The sequence below is a fragment of the Enterobacter cloacae complex sp. P14RS genome, from assembly GCF_014895895.1.
GTDB lineage: Bacteria > Pseudomonadota > Gammaproteobacteria > Enterobacterales > Enterobacteriaceae > Enterobacter > Enterobacter bugandensis.
The window spans coordinates 113,951-128,488 of record NZ_JADBQM010000002.1; the positions used below are offsets into that span (position 1 = coordinate 113,951).

Sequence of the window (14,538 nt, forward strand, 5' to 3'; positions counted from 1 at the left end):
GTGACTTAAAATTTACCGTGATGACACGAATCTTTCGCGCCACACCATACGCTGAATTTGCCTTAATAACCCTGGATAAATCCGAGTCTCAGGCCAACTCCCCCTTTACCAGAGGCACAAAGCGCACGGCTTCCACGGTGTCGATAATATACTCGCCGCCGCGCCGACGAACGCGCTTTAATAGCTGCTGCTCGTCCCCGACGGGCAGAACAAGAATGCCCCCCTCATCCAGCTGCGACAAGAGCGCAGCGGGAATTTCAGGCGGAGCCGCCGTCACGATGATAGCGTCAAACGGGGCGCGAGCCTGCCAACCCTGCCATCCATCACCGTGTCGTGTCGAAACATTATGTAAATCAAGTTGTTTCAGGCGACGACGCGCCTGCCATTGCAAACCTTTGATCCGCTCTACGGAACAGACATGGTGTACCAGATGCGCCAGGATGGCGGTCTGATACCCCGACCCGGTGCCAATCTCCAGCACGCGTGAGTCGGGCGTGAGCTCCAGCAGCTCCGTCATCCGCGCCACCATATAAGGCTGCGAAATCGTCTGGCCTTGCCCGATGGGCAGCGCTACGTTTTCCCACGCTTTGTGTTCAAACGCCTCGTCTACAAATTTCTCACGCGGGACCTGAGCGAGCGCTTCAAGCACGTGCTCGTCGCGGATCCCCTGTGCGCGAAGTTGTTCCAGAAGAGTTTGTACACGTTTGCTTACCATTGCGCGTTCACTCCTGCGCGATCCAGCCAGCCCGACACCACATCATGCGCGCTATACGCGGTTAAATCTACGTGCAGCGGAGTGACCGAGACATAGCCTTCATCCACGGCAGCAAAGTCGGTGTCCGGACCCGCATCGCACTTATCGCCAGGTGGCCCGATCCAGTAAAGCGTGTTGCCGCGAGGATCCTGCTGCGGGATCACCTGATCGGCCGGATGCCGGCTTCCGCAGCGCGTAACGCGAATGCCCTTAATTTCATTGAGAGGAAGATCCGGCACGTTGATGTTCAGAATGCGCCCGGTACGCAGCGGCTCGCGGCCGAGCGCCCGCAGGATCGAGCAGGTCACCGCGGCGGCGGTATCGTAGTGCGTGTGGCCGTTTAACGAGACCGCCAGCGCCGGGAACCCCAGATGGCGCCCTTCCATTGCCGCCGCTACCGTTCCGGAGTAAATCACGTCATCGCCGAGGTTCGGCCCGGCGTTAATGCCGGAGACGACGATATCCGGACGCGGGCGCATCAGCGCGTTCACGCCCAGAAACACGCAGTCCGTCGGCGTGCCCATCTGCACGGCAATATCGCCATTTTCAAAGGTAAAGGTGCGAAGCGACGACTCCAGCGTCAGTGAGTTAGACGCTCCACTGCGGTTACGATCGGGGGCCACGACCTGCACATCCGCAAATTCACGGAGGTGCTTCGCCAGGGTCTGAATGCCCGGCGCGTGGATCCCGTCATCGTTACTCAGCAATATTCGCATAATCACCTGAGGTGTTGATTAGTTCCCTGACAACACTGGTGGCAAAGCTACCTGCCGGCAGCCAGAAGCGTAACTCGACGGTCACGTCATCCCACCAGTTCCAGCTTAACTGCTGCGGATAGAGCAGCATCGCGCGGCGCGCTGCTTCGACTTTTTCCCGCACCAGCAAGGATTGTAATTCCGGCGCATCCGCCACGGCGGACTGCTCAGCGCTCAACGCGTCGCCCTGGGTGCCCCAGTCGCCTGAGCCCGGCAAAGCTGCGGTAATCATCAGCGCTTTGGCATCCACGCGCGACTGCACATCGGCCATTTCTTCGGCCGTTGCCACAAACCAGCTTCCGCGTCCCGCTAATTGTAGCGCATCGCCAACAACAACTTGATTCGCGTCCGGTTTTTTCAGCCTTTCGCTCACAATCTGATTAAACAACGCGCTGCGGGCCGCCGACAACCAAAAACTGCGTTTATTCCTGTCGCGCACCGGCGCATCGCTTTGCGCCCAGCGCAGCGCGCCCTGCAGGTTGCTGCCGCCAATGCCAAAGCGCTGCGCGCCAAAGTAGTTCGGAACGCCGCGTTCATTAATGGCGTTGAGACGTTTTTCAACGTCTTCACGGTTAGTCACTTCGCGCAGCACCAGCGTAAATGCGTTGCCTTTCAACGCCCCCAGGCGCAGCTTGCGCTTGTGGCGGGCGTACTCCAGCACCTTACAGCCTTCAAGCTCAAATTTGCTTAAATCAGGCATCGCATTGCCGGGCACGCGGGCGCAGAGCCACTGCTCGGTGACAGCGTGTTTATCTTTCTGCCCGGCAAAGCTCACTTCCCGGGCGTGAATTTTGAGGAATTTTGCCAGCGCGTCGGCCACAAAGCGGGTGTTGCAGCCGTTTTTCAGAATACGCACCAGGATATGTTCGCCTTCGCCATCGGGCTCAAAGCCCAGATCCTCAACCACGAGGAAATCTTCCGGGCTGGCTTTCAGCACCCCGTTCCCCTGCGGCTTGCCGTGCAGGTATGTCAGGTTATCGAAGTCCGTCATTTTGCCGCCTTCACCAGCAGCGCCACGGCTTCACAGGCAATCCCTTCGCCACGACCGGTAAAGCCCAGCTTCTCCGTGGTGGTGGCTTTGACGTTGACGTCGTCCATATGGCAGCCCAGATCTTCAGCGATAAATACGCGCATCTGCGGAATGTGCGGCAGCATTTTCGGGGCCTGGGCAATAATCGTCACGTCGACGTTGCCGAGTGTGTAACCTTTCGCCTGAATACGGCGCCACGCTTCGCGCAGCAGTTCGCGGCTGTCCGCCCCTTTAAAGGCCGGGTCGGTGTCCGGGAACAGCTTGCCGATATCACCCAGCGCGGCAGCGCCGAGCAGCGCGTCGGTCAGCGCATGCAGCGCCACGTCGCCATCAGAATGCGCCAGCAGCCCTTTTTCGTAAGGAATACGTACGCCGCCAATGATAATTGGGCCTTCTCCGCCAAAGGCGTGTACATCAAAACCGTGTCCAATTCGCATTATGCCTTCTCCTGATGGGTCGAACGGGTAAGATAAAATTCCGCGAGCTGTAAATCTTCCGGGCGCGTCACTTTTATATTATCAGCGCGCCCTTCAACAAGCGTGGGGTGAAAACCGCAATACTCCAGCGCGGAGGCTTCGTCCGTGATGGTCGCGCCTTCATTAAGGGCACGCGTTAAGCAGTCGTGGAGCAGTTCGCGGGGGAAAAATTGCGGCGTCAGCGCGTGCCATAAGTCGACGCGCTCAACGGTGTGGGCGATGGCACGCTTGCCCGGCTCGGCACGCTTCATGGTATCGCGCACCGGCGCGGCCAGAATGCCGCCCACTTTACTGGTTTCGCTCAGCGCCAGCAGGCGTGCCAGGTCGTCCTGATGCAGGCACGGACGTGCCGCGTCATGGACCAGCACCCACTGGGCGCTTCCGGCAGCCTGAATGCCCGCCAGCACGGAATCGGCGCGCTCGGCGCCGCCATCAACGACGGTAATCTGTGGGTGGTTTGCCAGCGGCAGCTGCGCAAAGCGGGCATCGCCGGGACTGATGGCGATGACCACGTGCGTCACCCGCGGGTGCGCCAGCAGCGCCGCCACGGCGTGCTCAAGGATCGTTTTATCGCCAATTGAGAGGTACTGCTTGGGACATTCTGTCTGCATGCGCCGGCCAAAACCTGCGGCCGGCACCACGGCACATACGTCCGAAAAAGTTGCTGCCATGTCGTAATCCTGGGCCTGATTATCGATTGTTTTGTGCTGAGCCCTGATTGCGTTTAGACGCATCCGGAACCAGACGATAAAAGGTTTCGCCCGGCTTAGTCATACTGAGTTCATTGCGTGCGCGCTCCTCAATCGCCTCCTGGCCGCCATTGAGGTCATCAATTTCAGCAAAGAGTTGATCGTTACGCGCCTTAAGTTTGGCATTTGTTGCCTGCTGAGCCGCGACGTCATCGCTCACCCGGCTGTAGTCGTGCAGCCCGTTCTTACCGAACCACAACGAATATTGCAGCCAGACCAGCAAAGCCAGCAACAGCAGCGTTAGTTTACCCATCCTGCCCCCTGAAAAAACGGCATCATCATCCCATAACTTTCCGTTCGACTCTACTGCGGGGTTTTAATTATGTCGCAAGTTAGCCCATCAGCCATAAAAACAGCAGGCCAAAGATGACGACAACGGTGGCAATCGTGATAACCGTACTGTACAGGAGCTTGCCGTTGAAAAGGGAGTGCAGCGCAACCCCGACAACGACCGCAACGGGCATCAGCGCCAGAAAGAAGGGCCAGGTGTAGAGAAAGAAGAAAAGGGTGTTACCACCGTAGATCAAAAACGGGATACCCAGCGCCAGTAACCACGACGCAAAGCCGACTATCGCCCCAGGGAAGGACCAGGTCGTCTCATTGTCGGTGGTTAACGGTTCCGACCCGGTGGTGATAATGTAGTTTTCACTGTTGCGCATAGCTAATCCTGTGACCGTGACTCATCGTTCGGGAAGACAGCTCCCGAACGATACCGCCTCAGGATCTGATAATATCGTCCCGTCTGAGCAGGTCTAATAATTGGCTTACTAAATTTGTTACCAATTGTTGACCTTCCAGGTGAATCTCAGGCGATTCAGGCGCTTCGTAAACCGAGTCAATTCCGGTGAAGTTTCGCAGCTCGCCGGCACGCGCTTTTTTGTACAGCCCTTTCGGATCGCGCGCTTCGCAGATCTCCAGCGGCGTATCGACAAACACTTCGATAAAGCGATCCTGACCCACGCGCTCGCGCACCATCTGGCGCTCGGCGCGGTGCGGTGAGATAAACGCCGTCAGCACCACCAGCCCGGCGTCAGCCATCAGGCTGGCGACTTCACCTACCCGGCGAATGTTCTCTTTGCGGTCGTCGTCGCTGAACCCCAAATCGCTACACAGGCCGTGACGCACGTTGTCGCCATCCAGCAGGTAGGTACTTACTCCCTGCTGATGCAGCGCCTCTTCCAGCGCGCCCGCCACCGTGGATTTACCGGAGCCAGACAGCCCGGTAAACCACAGCACCACCCCACGGTGGCCGTGAAGCTGTTCGCGCTGGGCGACGGTGACCGGATGAGGATGCCAGACGACGTTCTCATCATGGGCGGCCATTACTTGCCTCCCAGCAGATCGCGGGCGCCCCAGTGCGGGAAGTGCTTACGCACCAGCGCGTTCAGCTCCAGCTCAAACGCGCTGAACTCAGAGGTCACGCTCGCCTGCGCGTTAGGCTCGCGCACCATGCCCGCGCCGACGGTAACGTTGGTCAGGCGGTCAATAAAGATCAGCCCGCCCGTCACCGGGTTCTGCTGATACGGATCCAGCACCAGCGGCTCGTCGAAGGTCAGATCCACCAGGCCAATACCATTCAGCGGCAGCTCGCTCACATCACGGTGGGTCAGGTTGTTGATGTCCACCTGGAACTGAATGCCGTCCACGCGGGCACGGGTTTTCTTCCCGGCAATTTTGATGTCGTAGCTCTGGCCTGCGGTCAGCGGCTGTTCGGCCATCCACACCACGTCCACGGAAGCGCCCTGCACCGCCGCCAGCGTCTCCTGCGCGTCGACCAGCAGGTCACCGCGGCTGATATCAATTTCGTCTTTCAACACCAGCGTGACCGCTTCCCCTGCCCCGGCTTCCTGCAGGTCGCCGTCGAAGGTCACGATACGCGCAATTGCTGACTCCACGCCGGATGGCAGCACCTTCACGCGCTGCCCCACCTTCACGGAACCGGAAGCAATAGTGCCGGAGAAGCCGCGGAAATCGAGGTTTGGACGGTTCACGTACTGCACCGGGAAGCGCATTGGCTGAGTGTCGACCACGCGCTGAATTTCAACGGTTTCGAGCACTTCCAGCAGCGTCGGGCCGCTGTACCACGGCATGTTCGCGCTCTGGGAGGCGACGTTATCCCCTTCCAGCGCCGAGAGCGGCACAAAGCGAATATCCAGGTTGCCCGGCAGCTGTTCGGCAAAGGTCAGGTAGCTCTGGCGGATCTCCTCGAATTTTTCTTCGCTGAAGTTCACCAGATCCATCTTGTTGACCGCCACCACCAGGTGCTTGATCCCCAGCAAAGTGGAGATAAAGCTGTGGCGACGGGTTTGATCCAGCACGCCTTTACGGGCGTCCATCAGCAGGATCGCCAGATCGCAGGTGGATGCGCCGGTCGCCATATTGCGGGTGTACTGCTCGTGCCCCGGGGTGTCGGCGATAATAAACTTGCGCTTCTCGGTGGAGAAATAGCGATAGGCCACGTCAATAGTGATGCCCTGCTCGCGCTCCGCCTGCAGGCCGTCCACCAGCAGCGCCAGGTCAAGTTTTTCGCCCTGGGTGCCGTGACGCTTGCTGTCGTTATGCAGGGAAGAGAGCTGATCTTCATAAATCTGGCGCGTGTCGTGCAGCAGGCGGCCAATCAGGGTACTTTTCCCGTCATCCACGCTGCCGCAGGTCAGAAAGCGCAGCAGGCTTTTATGTTGTTGGGCGTGCAGATACGCTTCCACGCCGCCTTCGTTGGCAATTTGTTGAGCAATAGTGGTGTTCATGGCGGCTCCTTAGAAATAACCCTGACGTTTCTTCAGCTCCATGGAGCCTGCCTGGTCGCGGTCAATCACGCGCCCCTGTCGCTCGCTGGTGGTGGACACCAGCATCTCTTCGATGATCTCCGGCAGCGTCTGCGCGTTCGATTCCACCGCGCCGGTCAGCGGCCAGCAGCCGAGGGTACGGAAACGGACCATCTGTTTTTTGATCACTTCACCCGGCTGCAGGTCGATACGATCGTCGTCAATCATCATCAGCATGCCGTCGCGCTCCAGCACCGGGCGCTCGGCGGCCAGGTACAGCGGAACAATCTCGATGTTTTCCAGATAGATGTACTGCCAGATATCCAGCTCGGTCCAGTTAGAGAGCGGGAAGACGCGAATGCTTTCGCCCTTGTTGATCTGGCCGTTGTAGTTGTGCCACAGCTCCGGGCGCTGGTTTTTCGGATCCCAGCGATGGAAGCGGTCGCGGAAGGAGTAGATACGCTCTTTGGCACGGGACTTTTCTTCGTCACGCCGCGCGCCGCCGAAGGCCGCGTCAAAACCGTACTTGTTCAGCGCCTGCTTCAGCCCTTCGGTTTTCATGATGTCGGTATGCTTGGCGCTGCCGTGGACGAACGGGTTAATGCCCATCGCCACCCCTTCCGGATTTTTGTGCACCAGCAGCTCGCAGCCGTAGGCTTTGGCGGTACGGTCGCGGAATTCGTACATTTCGCGGAATTTCCAGCCGGTATCCACGTGCAGCAGCGGGAACGGCAGCGTGCCCGGATAAAACGCTTTACGCGCCAGGTGCAGCATGACGCTGGAATCTTTACCGATGGAGTACATCATCACCGGGTTAGAGAACTCGGCGGCCACTTCGCGGATAATATGGATACTTTCCGCTTCGAGCTGCCGCAGGTGAGTAAGTCGTTTTTGATCCATAACCGTTCCTTAAGCCAAATTTACAACAGAAGAACCAAAGCCTTCTGTATCGGTTGTGTGTTGGAACCAGGCGAGGGTGCTGTGCAGCTGCACCACCTCTCCCACCACGATCAGGGCAGGCATCGGGGCGTCTTTCGCCAGGGTTGCAAGGTCTTGTAATGTGCCGATAGCAACATGCTGATCGACGCGCGTACCGCGAGAAATGACGGCAACGGGCGTCGTCGCCTCGCGACCGTGCTGAATAAGCTGTTCGCTGATGTCTGCGGCCTTCATCGTGCCCATGTATATCGCCAGCGTTTGTCGGCTCTGGGCGAGGTGCGACCAGTCGAACGGCGTGCTGTCGGCCTTGTAGTGCCCGGTCACAAAGGTGACGCTCTGGGCGTAATCGCGATGGGTCAGCGGAATGCCGGCGTAGGCCGTCACGGCTGACGCCGCCGTGATGCCGGGCACCACCTGGAACGGTACGCCCGCCTCGGCTGCCGCCTGCAGTTCTTCACCGCCGCGACCGAAAATGAACGGGTCGCCCCCTTTCAGGCGCACCACGGTTTTGCCCGCTTTCGCGGCGTCAATCAGCATCTGGTTGGTATCGTGCTGCGGCACGGAGTGTTCCCCTGCCCGTTTGCCGACGCAGATTTGCTCCGCATCGCGACGGATCAGCTCGCGCACGCCATCGGTGACCAGGTGGTCGTAGAACACCACGTCCGCATCCTGCAGAACCTGCAGGCCGCGCAGCGTCAGCAAACCGGCATCCCCCGGCCCGGCTCCCACCAGAATAATTTCCCCGCCCGTACTGCCGGGGTTATCCAGTTCGTCTTCGAGAATTTTCTGCGCCGCCGTCTCATTGCCCGCCTGCATCAGGCTGGCAAAGCGGCCGCGAAATACGCGCTCCCAGAAGCGACGGCGTTCCGTCACGCTGGTCAGGCGGTTTTTCAGATGGTTGCGCCAGTAGCTGGCTTTCTCCGCCATGCGCCCGAGGCTGGTCGGCAGCAGCGCTTCGATCTTTTCCCGCAGCACGCGCGCCAGCACCGGCGCGGTGCCGCCGGAGGAGATCGCCACCAGCAGCGGCGAGCGGTCAACGATCGACGGGAAGATAAACGAGCATAAAGGCTGGTCGTCCACCACGTTCACCAGACGGTAACGGGCCTGGGCCGCGTCGGAGACCCGCCGGTTAAGTTCCCGATTTTCAGTCGCCGCAATCACCAGCACCACGCTGTCGATCTGTGACTCGTCGAAATCCGCCTCTTCAACAACCCGCACCTGTGCCCCTGCGCGCTGCAAAAACGCGATTTTGCGATCGGCAATTTCTCCCGTGCCGACAACCAGTACCGGTCGGTCTTTTAAGGCGGCAAAAAGGGGCAGATAGTCCACAGGCAACAACTCACTAACAACGAGGAATAGAGGGACTATAGGGGGCGGCTTAGATCGAATGAAATTACGAATTGGAATGAGTAGTTACTCAATGGAATAACGCCGTGAAAAAGCAAATACCAAAAAATGCTTAACACGCGAAATTTCGGGCATTTAAGAGCAATTCAAATTGTGTATGGACGATCACAGTTTCATACTATGCACGTTATTATTTTGCTCTGTTTTTAAGGACTCACTATGTTTTCCGCAACGCGCCACCGTATTGCTGCCCTGGCGCTCGGCGTTTGCTTTATCCTTCCGGCTCAGGCAAAAAATCAACCTTATGGTGAAATCGCCACTATGCAGGCGCGACATATTGCGACGGTTTTCCCTGGCCGCATGACCGGTTCACCCGCGGAGATGCTCTCCGCCGACTATATTCGCCAGCAGTTTGCACAGATGGGCTACCAGAGTGACATACGCTCGTTTCACAGCCGCTACATCTATACCTCACGCAATAAAACGCAAAACTGGCATAACGTGACCGGCAGCACGGTGATTGCGGCGCATGAGGGGAAAGCGGCTGAGCAGATTATTATCATGGCGCACCTGGATACCTATGCGCCAATGAGCGACGCCGATATTGATAATAACCTCGGGGGACTGACGCTGCAGGGCATGGACGATAACGCAGCGGGTCTCGGTGTGATGCTTGAACTGGCTGAACGCCTTAAAAATATTCCGACGAAATACGGTATTCGCTTTGTGGCGACCAGCGGCGAAGAAGAAGGAAAACTCGGCGCTGAGAATCTCCTTAAACGGATGAGCGCTGAGGAGAAGAAAAATACGCTGCTGGTGATTAACCTCGATAACCTGATCGTGGGCGATAAGCTCTATTTTAATAGTGGACAGAGCACGCCGAGCAGCGTGCGTAAACTCACCCGCGACCGTGCGCTGGCGCTTGCCCGTACGCATGGCGTCTATGCCGCAACAAACCCAGGCGGTAACCCGGATTATCCAAAAGGCACTGGCTGTTGTAACGACGGGGAAGTGTTTGATAAGGCAGGCATTCCGGTGCTGTACGTCGAGGCGACGAACTGGGCGCTGGGCAAAAAGGATGGCTATCAGCAGCGCGCTAAATCGAAAGCGTTCCCGGACGGGACCAGCTGGCATGATGTGCGGCTGGATAATCAGCAGCACATTGATAAAACGCTGCCGCAGCGGATTGAGCACCGCAGCCGCGACGTGGTGAAAGTGATGCTGCCGCTGGTGAAGGAGCTGGCGAAAGCGGGCAAAGCCTGATGTCGTTAAGCCCGGTAAGCGCAGCGCCACCGGGCGAAAAAACATTACCCTTCGTGCAGCCCGCACTCGCGCTTCAGCCCGAAGAATCGCGTCTCTTCTTCCGCCATTCCCGGCTCCCATTTGCGCGTGGTGTGGGTGTCGCCCACGGACAGGTAGCCCTGGTCCCACAGCGGATGGTACTTCAGCCCGTGTTTTTGCAGGTACTGATACACCGTGCGGTTATCCCAGTCGATAATCGGCAGCACTTTGAATACGCCGCGCTGTACCGCCAGTACCGGTAAGGTTGCGCGGCTCCCGGACTGCTCGCGGCGCAGGCCGGCAAACCACGTCTGGGCGTTCAGCTCTTTCAGCGCCCGGTTCATCGGCTCAACTTTGTTGATCTCATTGTATTTCTCAATGCCCTCAACGCCCTGCTCCCACAGCTTGCCGTAGCGCGCCTCCTGCCAGGCCGCGCTTTCCGTTGCGCGGTAGACTTTGAGGTTCAGCCTGAGCTTGTCCGTCAGCTCGTCGATAAACTGGTAGGTTTCCGGGAACAGGTAGCCGGTATCGGTGAGGATCACCGGTATGTCCGGACGGATCTGATTCACCAGATGCAAACTGACCGCCGCCTGAATACCAAAGCTTGATGAGAGCACATACTCTCCCGGCAGGTTTTCCAGCGCCCACGCTACGCGCCCTTCGGCGTCCAGCTTTTCAAGGTGAGCGTTAGTTTCTGCCAGGGCCAGAATGCGTTCGACTTTTGGCAGGTCATTAAGGGCGTTTAGATCGAGTACGGACATAATTACCTCTCGTGGTTACTCCCAGAAATCCCTTGCGGGATCGAGCACCGGGCGAATGATGCCCGCACGCACCGTAAAGTCGCCAAAGCCTTCACCCGCTTCGCGCTCTTTCGCCCAGCGCCCGACAAGCTCGTCGATAGAATCAAGAATTTCCGGCTCGGTGATGTTCTCGCGGAACATACGTGGAATACGCGTGCCGATACGGTTACCGCCCAGGTGCAGGTTGTAGCGACCCGGCGCTTTCCCCACCAGCCCCAGCTCGGCCAGCATCGCGCGACCGCAGCCGTTCGGGCAGCCCGTCACGCGCATAACAATATGCTCGTCCGGAATACCGTGTTTTTCCAGAATCGCTTCCACTTTGTCAGTAAATGACGGGAGGAAACGCTCGGCTTCGGCCATCGCCAGCGGACAGGTCGGGAACGACACGCAGGCCATCGAGTTTTCACGCTGTGGCTTCACCGCATTCATCAACCCGTGCTCGCGCGCCAGTTCCTCAATTTTCGCCTTTTCGCTTTCCGGCACGCTGGCGACGATCAGGTTCTGGTTAGCGGTGATACGGAACTCGCCTTTGTGGATCTTCGCGATTTCCAGCAGACCGGTTTTCAGCGGGCGGCCCGGATAATCCAGAATACGGCCATTTTCAATGAACAGCGTCAGGTGCCAGTTATTGTCGATGCCTTTCACCCAGCCGATGCGATCGCCGCGACCGGTGAATTCGTAAGGGCGGATCGGCTCAAATTTGATCCCCGCACGACGCTCCACTTCCTCTTTGAACGTTTCAACGCCCACGCGCTCCAGAGTGTACTTGGTTTTCGCGTTTTTACGGTCGGTACGGTTGCCCCAGTCGCGCTGGGTGGTCACTACCGCTTCCGCCACGGCCAGCGTGTGCTCCAGCGGCAGGAAGCCGAACTCGCTCGCGGTGCGGGCGTAGGTTTTCTTGTTACCGTGCTCAATAGACAGGCCGCCGCCCACCAGCAGGTTAAAGCCAATCAGCTTGCCGTTTTCGGCAATCGCCACGAAGTTCATGTCGTTGGCGTGAAGATCGATGTCGTTCTGCGGCGGGATCACCACCGTGGTTTTGAACTTACGCGGCAGGTAGGTCTGACCGAGGATCGGTTCTTCGTCGGTGGTGGCGACTTTCTCCTGATCGAGCCAGATCTCCGCATAGGCGCGGGTACGCGGCAGCAGGTGCTCGGAAATTTTCTTCGCCCACTCATACGCTTCGGCGTGCAGCTCGGACTCGTACGGGTTCGAGGTGCAGAGCACGTTACGGTTCATGTCGTTGGCGGTCGCCAGCGCGTCTAGCCCAACGGAGTGCAGCATCTGGTGCACCGGCTTGACGTTCTTCTTCAGAATGCCGTGGAACTGGAAGGTCTGACGGTTGGTCAGACGGATGCTGCCGTAGATCGTATTTTCACCCGCAAATTTGTCGATCGCCTGCCACTGTTTGGTGGTGATCACTCCACCCGGCAGGCGGCAGCGCAGCAGCATCGCGTGGCGCGGCTCCAGCTTCTGTTCTGCGCGCTCGGCGCGGATATCGCGGTCGTCCTGCTGATACATGCCGTGGAAACGGATCAGCAGGAAGTTGTCGCCTTTGAAACCGCCGGTCAGGCCGTCATTCAGATCTTCAGCAATGGTGCCGCGCAGATAGTTGCTTTCCAGCTTCATGCGCTCGGCGTCTGTCAGTTTACCTTCGACCACCAGTGGCCCTGGATGTTTTTCGCTCATTAGTAGACATCTCGCTGATAACGGCGCTCAACGCGCAGCTCACTTAAAAATTCATCCGCCGCTTCGGCATCCATACCGCCGAATTCGGCAATCACTTCCAGCAGTGCCTGCTCAACGTCTTTCGCCATGCGATTGGCGTCGCCGCAGACATAAATGTGGGCACCGTCATTGATCCAGCGCCACAGCTCTGCGCCCTGTTCGCGCAGTTTGTCTTGTACGTATACTTTTTCTTTCTGATCGCGGGACCAGGCCAGATCGATGCGGGTCAGTACGCCCTCTTTGACGTAGCGCTGCCACTCAACCTGGTAGAGGAAATCTTCGGTAAAGTGCGGGTTGCCGAAGAACAACCAGTTTTTACCCGGCGCGTCGTCCGCGGCACGCTGCTGCATAAAGGCGCGGAACGGCGCGATGCCGGTGCCCGGGCCAATCATGATTACCGGGGTCTCCGGGTTCGCCGGCAGGCGGAAGTTGTCGTTGTGCTCAATAAAGACGCGCACCTCGCCCTCTTCTTCCACGCGGTCCGCCAGGAAGCTTGATGCCCCACCCGCGCGGGCGCGGCCTTCGATATCGTAACGCACCACGCCGACGGTGATGTGGACTTCGCTTTCCACTTCAGCCTGAGAGGAGGCGATGGAGTAAAGGCGCGGCGTCAGCGGACGCAGCAGGCCAATCAGCGCGTCGGCATCCAGCTGTGCCGGGGAGAAACGTACCATATCGACAATCGGGGTTGTCGCGGCGTAATGCTGTAACTTCGCCTTATCCCCCACCAGCGGCAGGAGGGACTCGCTGCGCGTTAAGGTGGCGTAGTTTTCCACGATGTTGGCGGTATTGACCGTCAGTTCGAAATGCCACTGGAGCGCCTCGGAAAGCGGCAGCGTTTTGCCTTCTACGGAGACCGGCTCGGTGCCTTTCAGCCACAGCAGTTCGACGAGCTCTTTCACCAGCGCCGGATCGTTCTGATACCAGACGCCCAGCGCATCGCCAGGCTGATAGCGCAGGCCGGAGTCGCCAAGATCGATTTCAATATGGCGCACGTCTTTTTCCGAGTCGCGGCCCGTAATTTTCTGGTTCACCGACAGGCTCGCCGTCAGCGGCGACTCTTTGGTATACGGGCTGGTGTGGATCTCATTGACGGTGCCCGCAGCGGTCACCGCGGCCTGTGCTGGCGTCTCTTTCGGGACGCGGGCTTTCAATACCTCAACGATGCGCGCACGCCATTCAGCGGCGGCAGTCTGGTATTCCACATCCGCGTCCACGCGGTCCAGCAGGCGCTCCGCGCCCAGCTCCGCCAGCTTGCTGTCGAAGTCTTTACCGGACTGGCAGAAGAATTCATAGGAGGTATCGCCCAGGCCAAAGACGGCAAACGCCGTGCCGTTCAGCTTCGGCGCTTTTTTCGAGAACAGGAACTTGTGCAGCGCCACCGCTTCTTCAGCGGGTTCACCTTCCCCCTGGGTCGAGGCGACCATCACCAGCAGTTTTTCTGACGCGATTTGTTTGAATTTATAATCCCCGGCGTTGACCAGGTTTACGTTCAGTTTGGCGGCCAGCAGATCATCACGCAGCGCTTCGGCCACGCGGCGGGCGTTGCCCGTCTGCGAGGCGCTAATCAGCGTAATGGCAGGAATTTCCACGGCCGTTGCCGGTGCGCCAGCCACTGCGCCAGGCTGCTGGTTGAGCATTCCCCAGAAATAACCGGAGACCCAGGCAAGCTGAGTGGGAGAAAAATCAGAGGTGGCAGCCTGAAGGCGCGCCAGTTGCTCCGGGTTAAGGGGAAGCAAATTTGAAGGTGGGGCCTGTGTTGTCATGCGTCGTTATGTTCCAGTAGCCAAGCGGACTTTAAGCGAATAAATCCAAACTGAAGATAAGGTTAACGGCGTGGATAATAACAATTAAAGAAGGGATGGAAATAATAAATAACCAAATGGACTAACCTGTTTTAGTTATCGTTCTTAG

General features: G+C 58.4%; 15 protein-coding genes. 1 reads left to right on the forward strand and 14 read right to left on the reverse strand.

From position 1 onward, the window contains the following. Positions 1–88: 88 nt before the first annotated feature. From IM295_RS01700 to cysG, 11 genes are all read right to left on the reverse strand, one after another. Positions 89–715, reverse strand: a complete 627-nt coding sequence (locus IM295_RS01700; RefSeq protein WP_028014237.1) for a protein-L-isoaspartate(D-aspartate) O-methyltransferase — start codon at positions 713–715, stop codon at positions 89–91. Next, positions 709–1,470 (reverse strand): 5'/3'-nucleotidase SurE, encoded by a 762-nt coding sequence (surE, locus tag IM295_RS01705; protein WP_028014238.1) that lies wholly within the window; start codon positions 1,468–1,470, stop codon positions 709–711. The genes IM295_RS01700 and surE overlap by 7 nt, the downstream gene beginning before the upstream one ends. Continuing rightward, complete coding sequence (gene truD, locus IM295_RS01710; RefSeq protein ID WP_045261236.1) at positions 1,451–2,500, reverse strand: tRNA pseudouridine(13) synthase TruD; 1,050 nt, start codon at positions 2,498–2,500, stop codon at positions 1,451–1,453. Before truD ends, surE begins: the two co-directional genes overlap by 20 nt. Further along, positions 2,497–2,976, reverse strand: a complete 480-nt coding sequence (ispF, locus tag IM295_RS01715) for a 2-C-methyl-D-erythritol 2,4-cyclodiphosphate synthase (protein WP_006811766.1) — start codon at positions 2,974–2,976, stop codon at positions 2,497–2,499. The genes truD and ispF overlap by 4 nt, the downstream gene beginning before the upstream one ends. Continuing rightward, on the reverse strand, positions 2,976–3,686 hold the full coding sequence (ispD, locus tag IM295_RS01720) for a 2-C-methyl-D-erythritol 4-phosphate cytidylyltransferase (RefSeq protein ID WP_028014240.1): 711 nt from the start codon (positions 3,684–3,686) through the stop codon (positions 2,976–2,978). Before ispD ends, ispF begins: the two co-directional genes overlap by 1 nt. Positions 3,687–3,705: 19 nt before the next feature. After that, complete coding sequence (gene ftsB, locus IM295_RS01725; RefSeq protein WP_003862095.1) at positions 3,706–4,017, reverse strand: cell division protein FtsB; 312 nt, start codon at positions 4,015–4,017, stop codon at positions 3,706–3,708. Between the two features lie 79 nt (positions 4,018–4,096). After that, a complete protein-coding gene (locus IM295_RS01730; RefSeq protein WP_028014241.1) occupies positions 4,097–4,423 on the reverse strand; it encodes a DUF3561 family protein in 327 nt (108 codons plus the stop codon). 58 nt (positions 4,424–4,481) lie between these two features. Continuing rightward, positions 4,482–5,087, reverse strand: coding sequence for an adenylyl-sulfate kinase (cysC, locus tag IM295_RS01735; RefSeq protein WP_028014242.1), 606 nt, complete (start codon positions 5,085–5,087; stop codon positions 4,482–4,484). Next, entirely contained in the window at positions 5,087–6,511 is a 1,425-nt protein-coding gene (gene cysN, locus IM295_RS01740) for a sulfate adenylyltransferase subunit CysN (protein ID WP_028014243.1), read from the reverse strand. Before cysN ends, cysC begins: the two co-directional genes overlap by 1 nt. 9 nt (positions 6,512–6,520) lie before the next feature. Beyond that, positions 6,521–7,429, reverse strand: a complete 909-nt coding sequence (cysD, locus tag IM295_RS01745; protein WP_008499613.1) for a sulfate adenylyltransferase subunit CysD — start codon at positions 7,427–7,429, stop codon at positions 6,521–6,523. Between the two features lie 9 nt (positions 7,430–7,438). After that, a complete protein-coding gene (gene cysG, locus IM295_RS01750) occupies positions 7,439–8,788 on the reverse strand; it encodes a siroheme synthase CysG (RefSeq protein ID WP_162196524.1) in 1,350 nt (449 codons plus the stop codon). Between the two features lie 246 nt (positions 8,789–9,034). Here cysG and IM295_RS01755 point away from each other — a divergent pair, with 246 nt between their 5' ends. After that, on the forward strand, positions 9,035–10,078 hold the full coding sequence (locus IM295_RS01755; protein WP_028014245.1) for an aminopeptidase: 1,044 nt from the start codon (positions 9,035–9,037) through the stop codon (positions 10,076–10,078). Positions 10,079–10,122: 44 nt separating this feature from the next. Here the strand turns inward: IM295_RS01755 and cysH are convergent, their stop codons facing one another. Genes cysH through cysJ form a run of 3 tightly spaced genes read right to left on the reverse strand, consistent with a single transcriptional unit; the run spans position 10,123 to position 14,390 of the window. Then, the gene (gene cysH / locus IM295_RS01760) at positions 10,123–10,857 is read right to left on the reverse strand and encodes a phosphoadenosine phosphosulfate reductase (RefSeq protein ID WP_008499616.1); all 735 of its coding nucleotides are present in this window, start codon (positions 10,855–10,857) and stop codon (positions 10,123–10,125) included. Between the two features lie 15 nt (positions 10,858–10,872). Beyond that, complete coding sequence (gene cysI, locus IM295_RS01765) at positions 10,873–12,585, reverse strand: assimilatory sulfite reductase (NADPH) hemoprotein subunit (RefSeq protein ID WP_045261277.1); 1,713 nt, start codon at positions 12,583–12,585, stop codon at positions 10,873–10,875. Next, positions 12,585–14,390: an NADPH-dependent assimilatory sulfite reductase flavoprotein subunit gene (cysJ, locus tag IM295_RS01770; protein WP_193066133.1), complete on the reverse strand. Its 1,806-nt coding sequence runs from the start codon at positions 14,388–14,390 to the stop codon at positions 12,585–12,587. The genes cysI and cysJ overlap by 1 nt, the downstream gene beginning before the upstream one ends. Positions 14,391–14,538: the final 148 nt, after the last annotated feature.

Bases quoted from the DNA above. Each gene is read 5' to 3' on its own strand.
- IM295_RS01700 (WP_028014237.1), bottom strand. From the start codon at position 715: ATGGTAAGCAAACGTGTACAAACTCTTCTGGAACAACTTCGCGCACAG.
- surE (WP_028014238.1), bottom strand. From the start codon at position 1,470: ATGCGAATATTGCTGAGTAACGATGACGGGATCCACGCGCCGGGCATT.
- truD (WP_045261236.1), bottom strand. From the start codon at position 2,500: ATGACGGACTTCGATAACCTGACATACCTGCACGGCAAGCCGCAGGGG.
- ispF (WP_006811766.1), bottom strand. From the start codon at position 2,976: ATGCGAATTGGACACGGTTTTGATGTACACGCCTTTGGCGGAGAAGGC.
- ispD (WP_028014240.1), bottom strand. From the start codon at position 3,686: ATGGCAGCAACTTTTTCGGACGTATGTGCCGTGGTGCCGGCCGCAGGT.
- ftsB (WP_003862095.1), bottom strand. From the start codon at position 4,017: ATGGGTAAACTAACGCTGCTGTTGCTGGCTTTGCTGGTCTGGCTGCAA.
- IM295_RS01730 (WP_028014241.1), bottom strand. From the start codon at position 4,423: ATGCGCAACAGTGAAAACTACATTATCACCACCGGGTCGGAACCGTTA.
- cysC (WP_028014242.1), bottom strand. From the start codon at position 5,087: ATGGCCGCCCATGATGAGAACGTCGTCTGGCATCCTCATCCGGTCACC.
- cysN (WP_028014243.1), bottom strand. From the start codon at position 6,511: ATGAACACCACTATTGCTCAACAAATTGCCAACGAAGGCGGCGTGGAA.
- cysD (WP_008499613.1), bottom strand. From the start codon at position 7,429: ATGGATCAAAAACGACTTACTCACCTGCGGCAGCTCGAAGCGGAAAGT.
- IM295_RS01755 (WP_028014245.1), top strand. From the start codon at position 9,035: ATGTTTTCCGCAACGCGCCACCGTATTGCTGCCCTGGCGCTCGGCGTT.
- cysH (WP_008499616.1), bottom strand. From the start codon at position 10,857: ATGTCCGTACTCGATCTAAACGCCCTTAATGACCTGCCAAAAGTCGAA.
- cysI (WP_045261277.1), bottom strand. From the start codon at position 12,585: ATGAGCGAAAAACATCCAGGGCCACTGGTGGTCGAAGGTAAACTGACA.
- cysJ (WP_193066133.1), bottom strand. From the start codon at position 14,390: ATGACAACACAGGCCCCACCTTCAAATTTGCTTCCCCTTAACCCGGAG.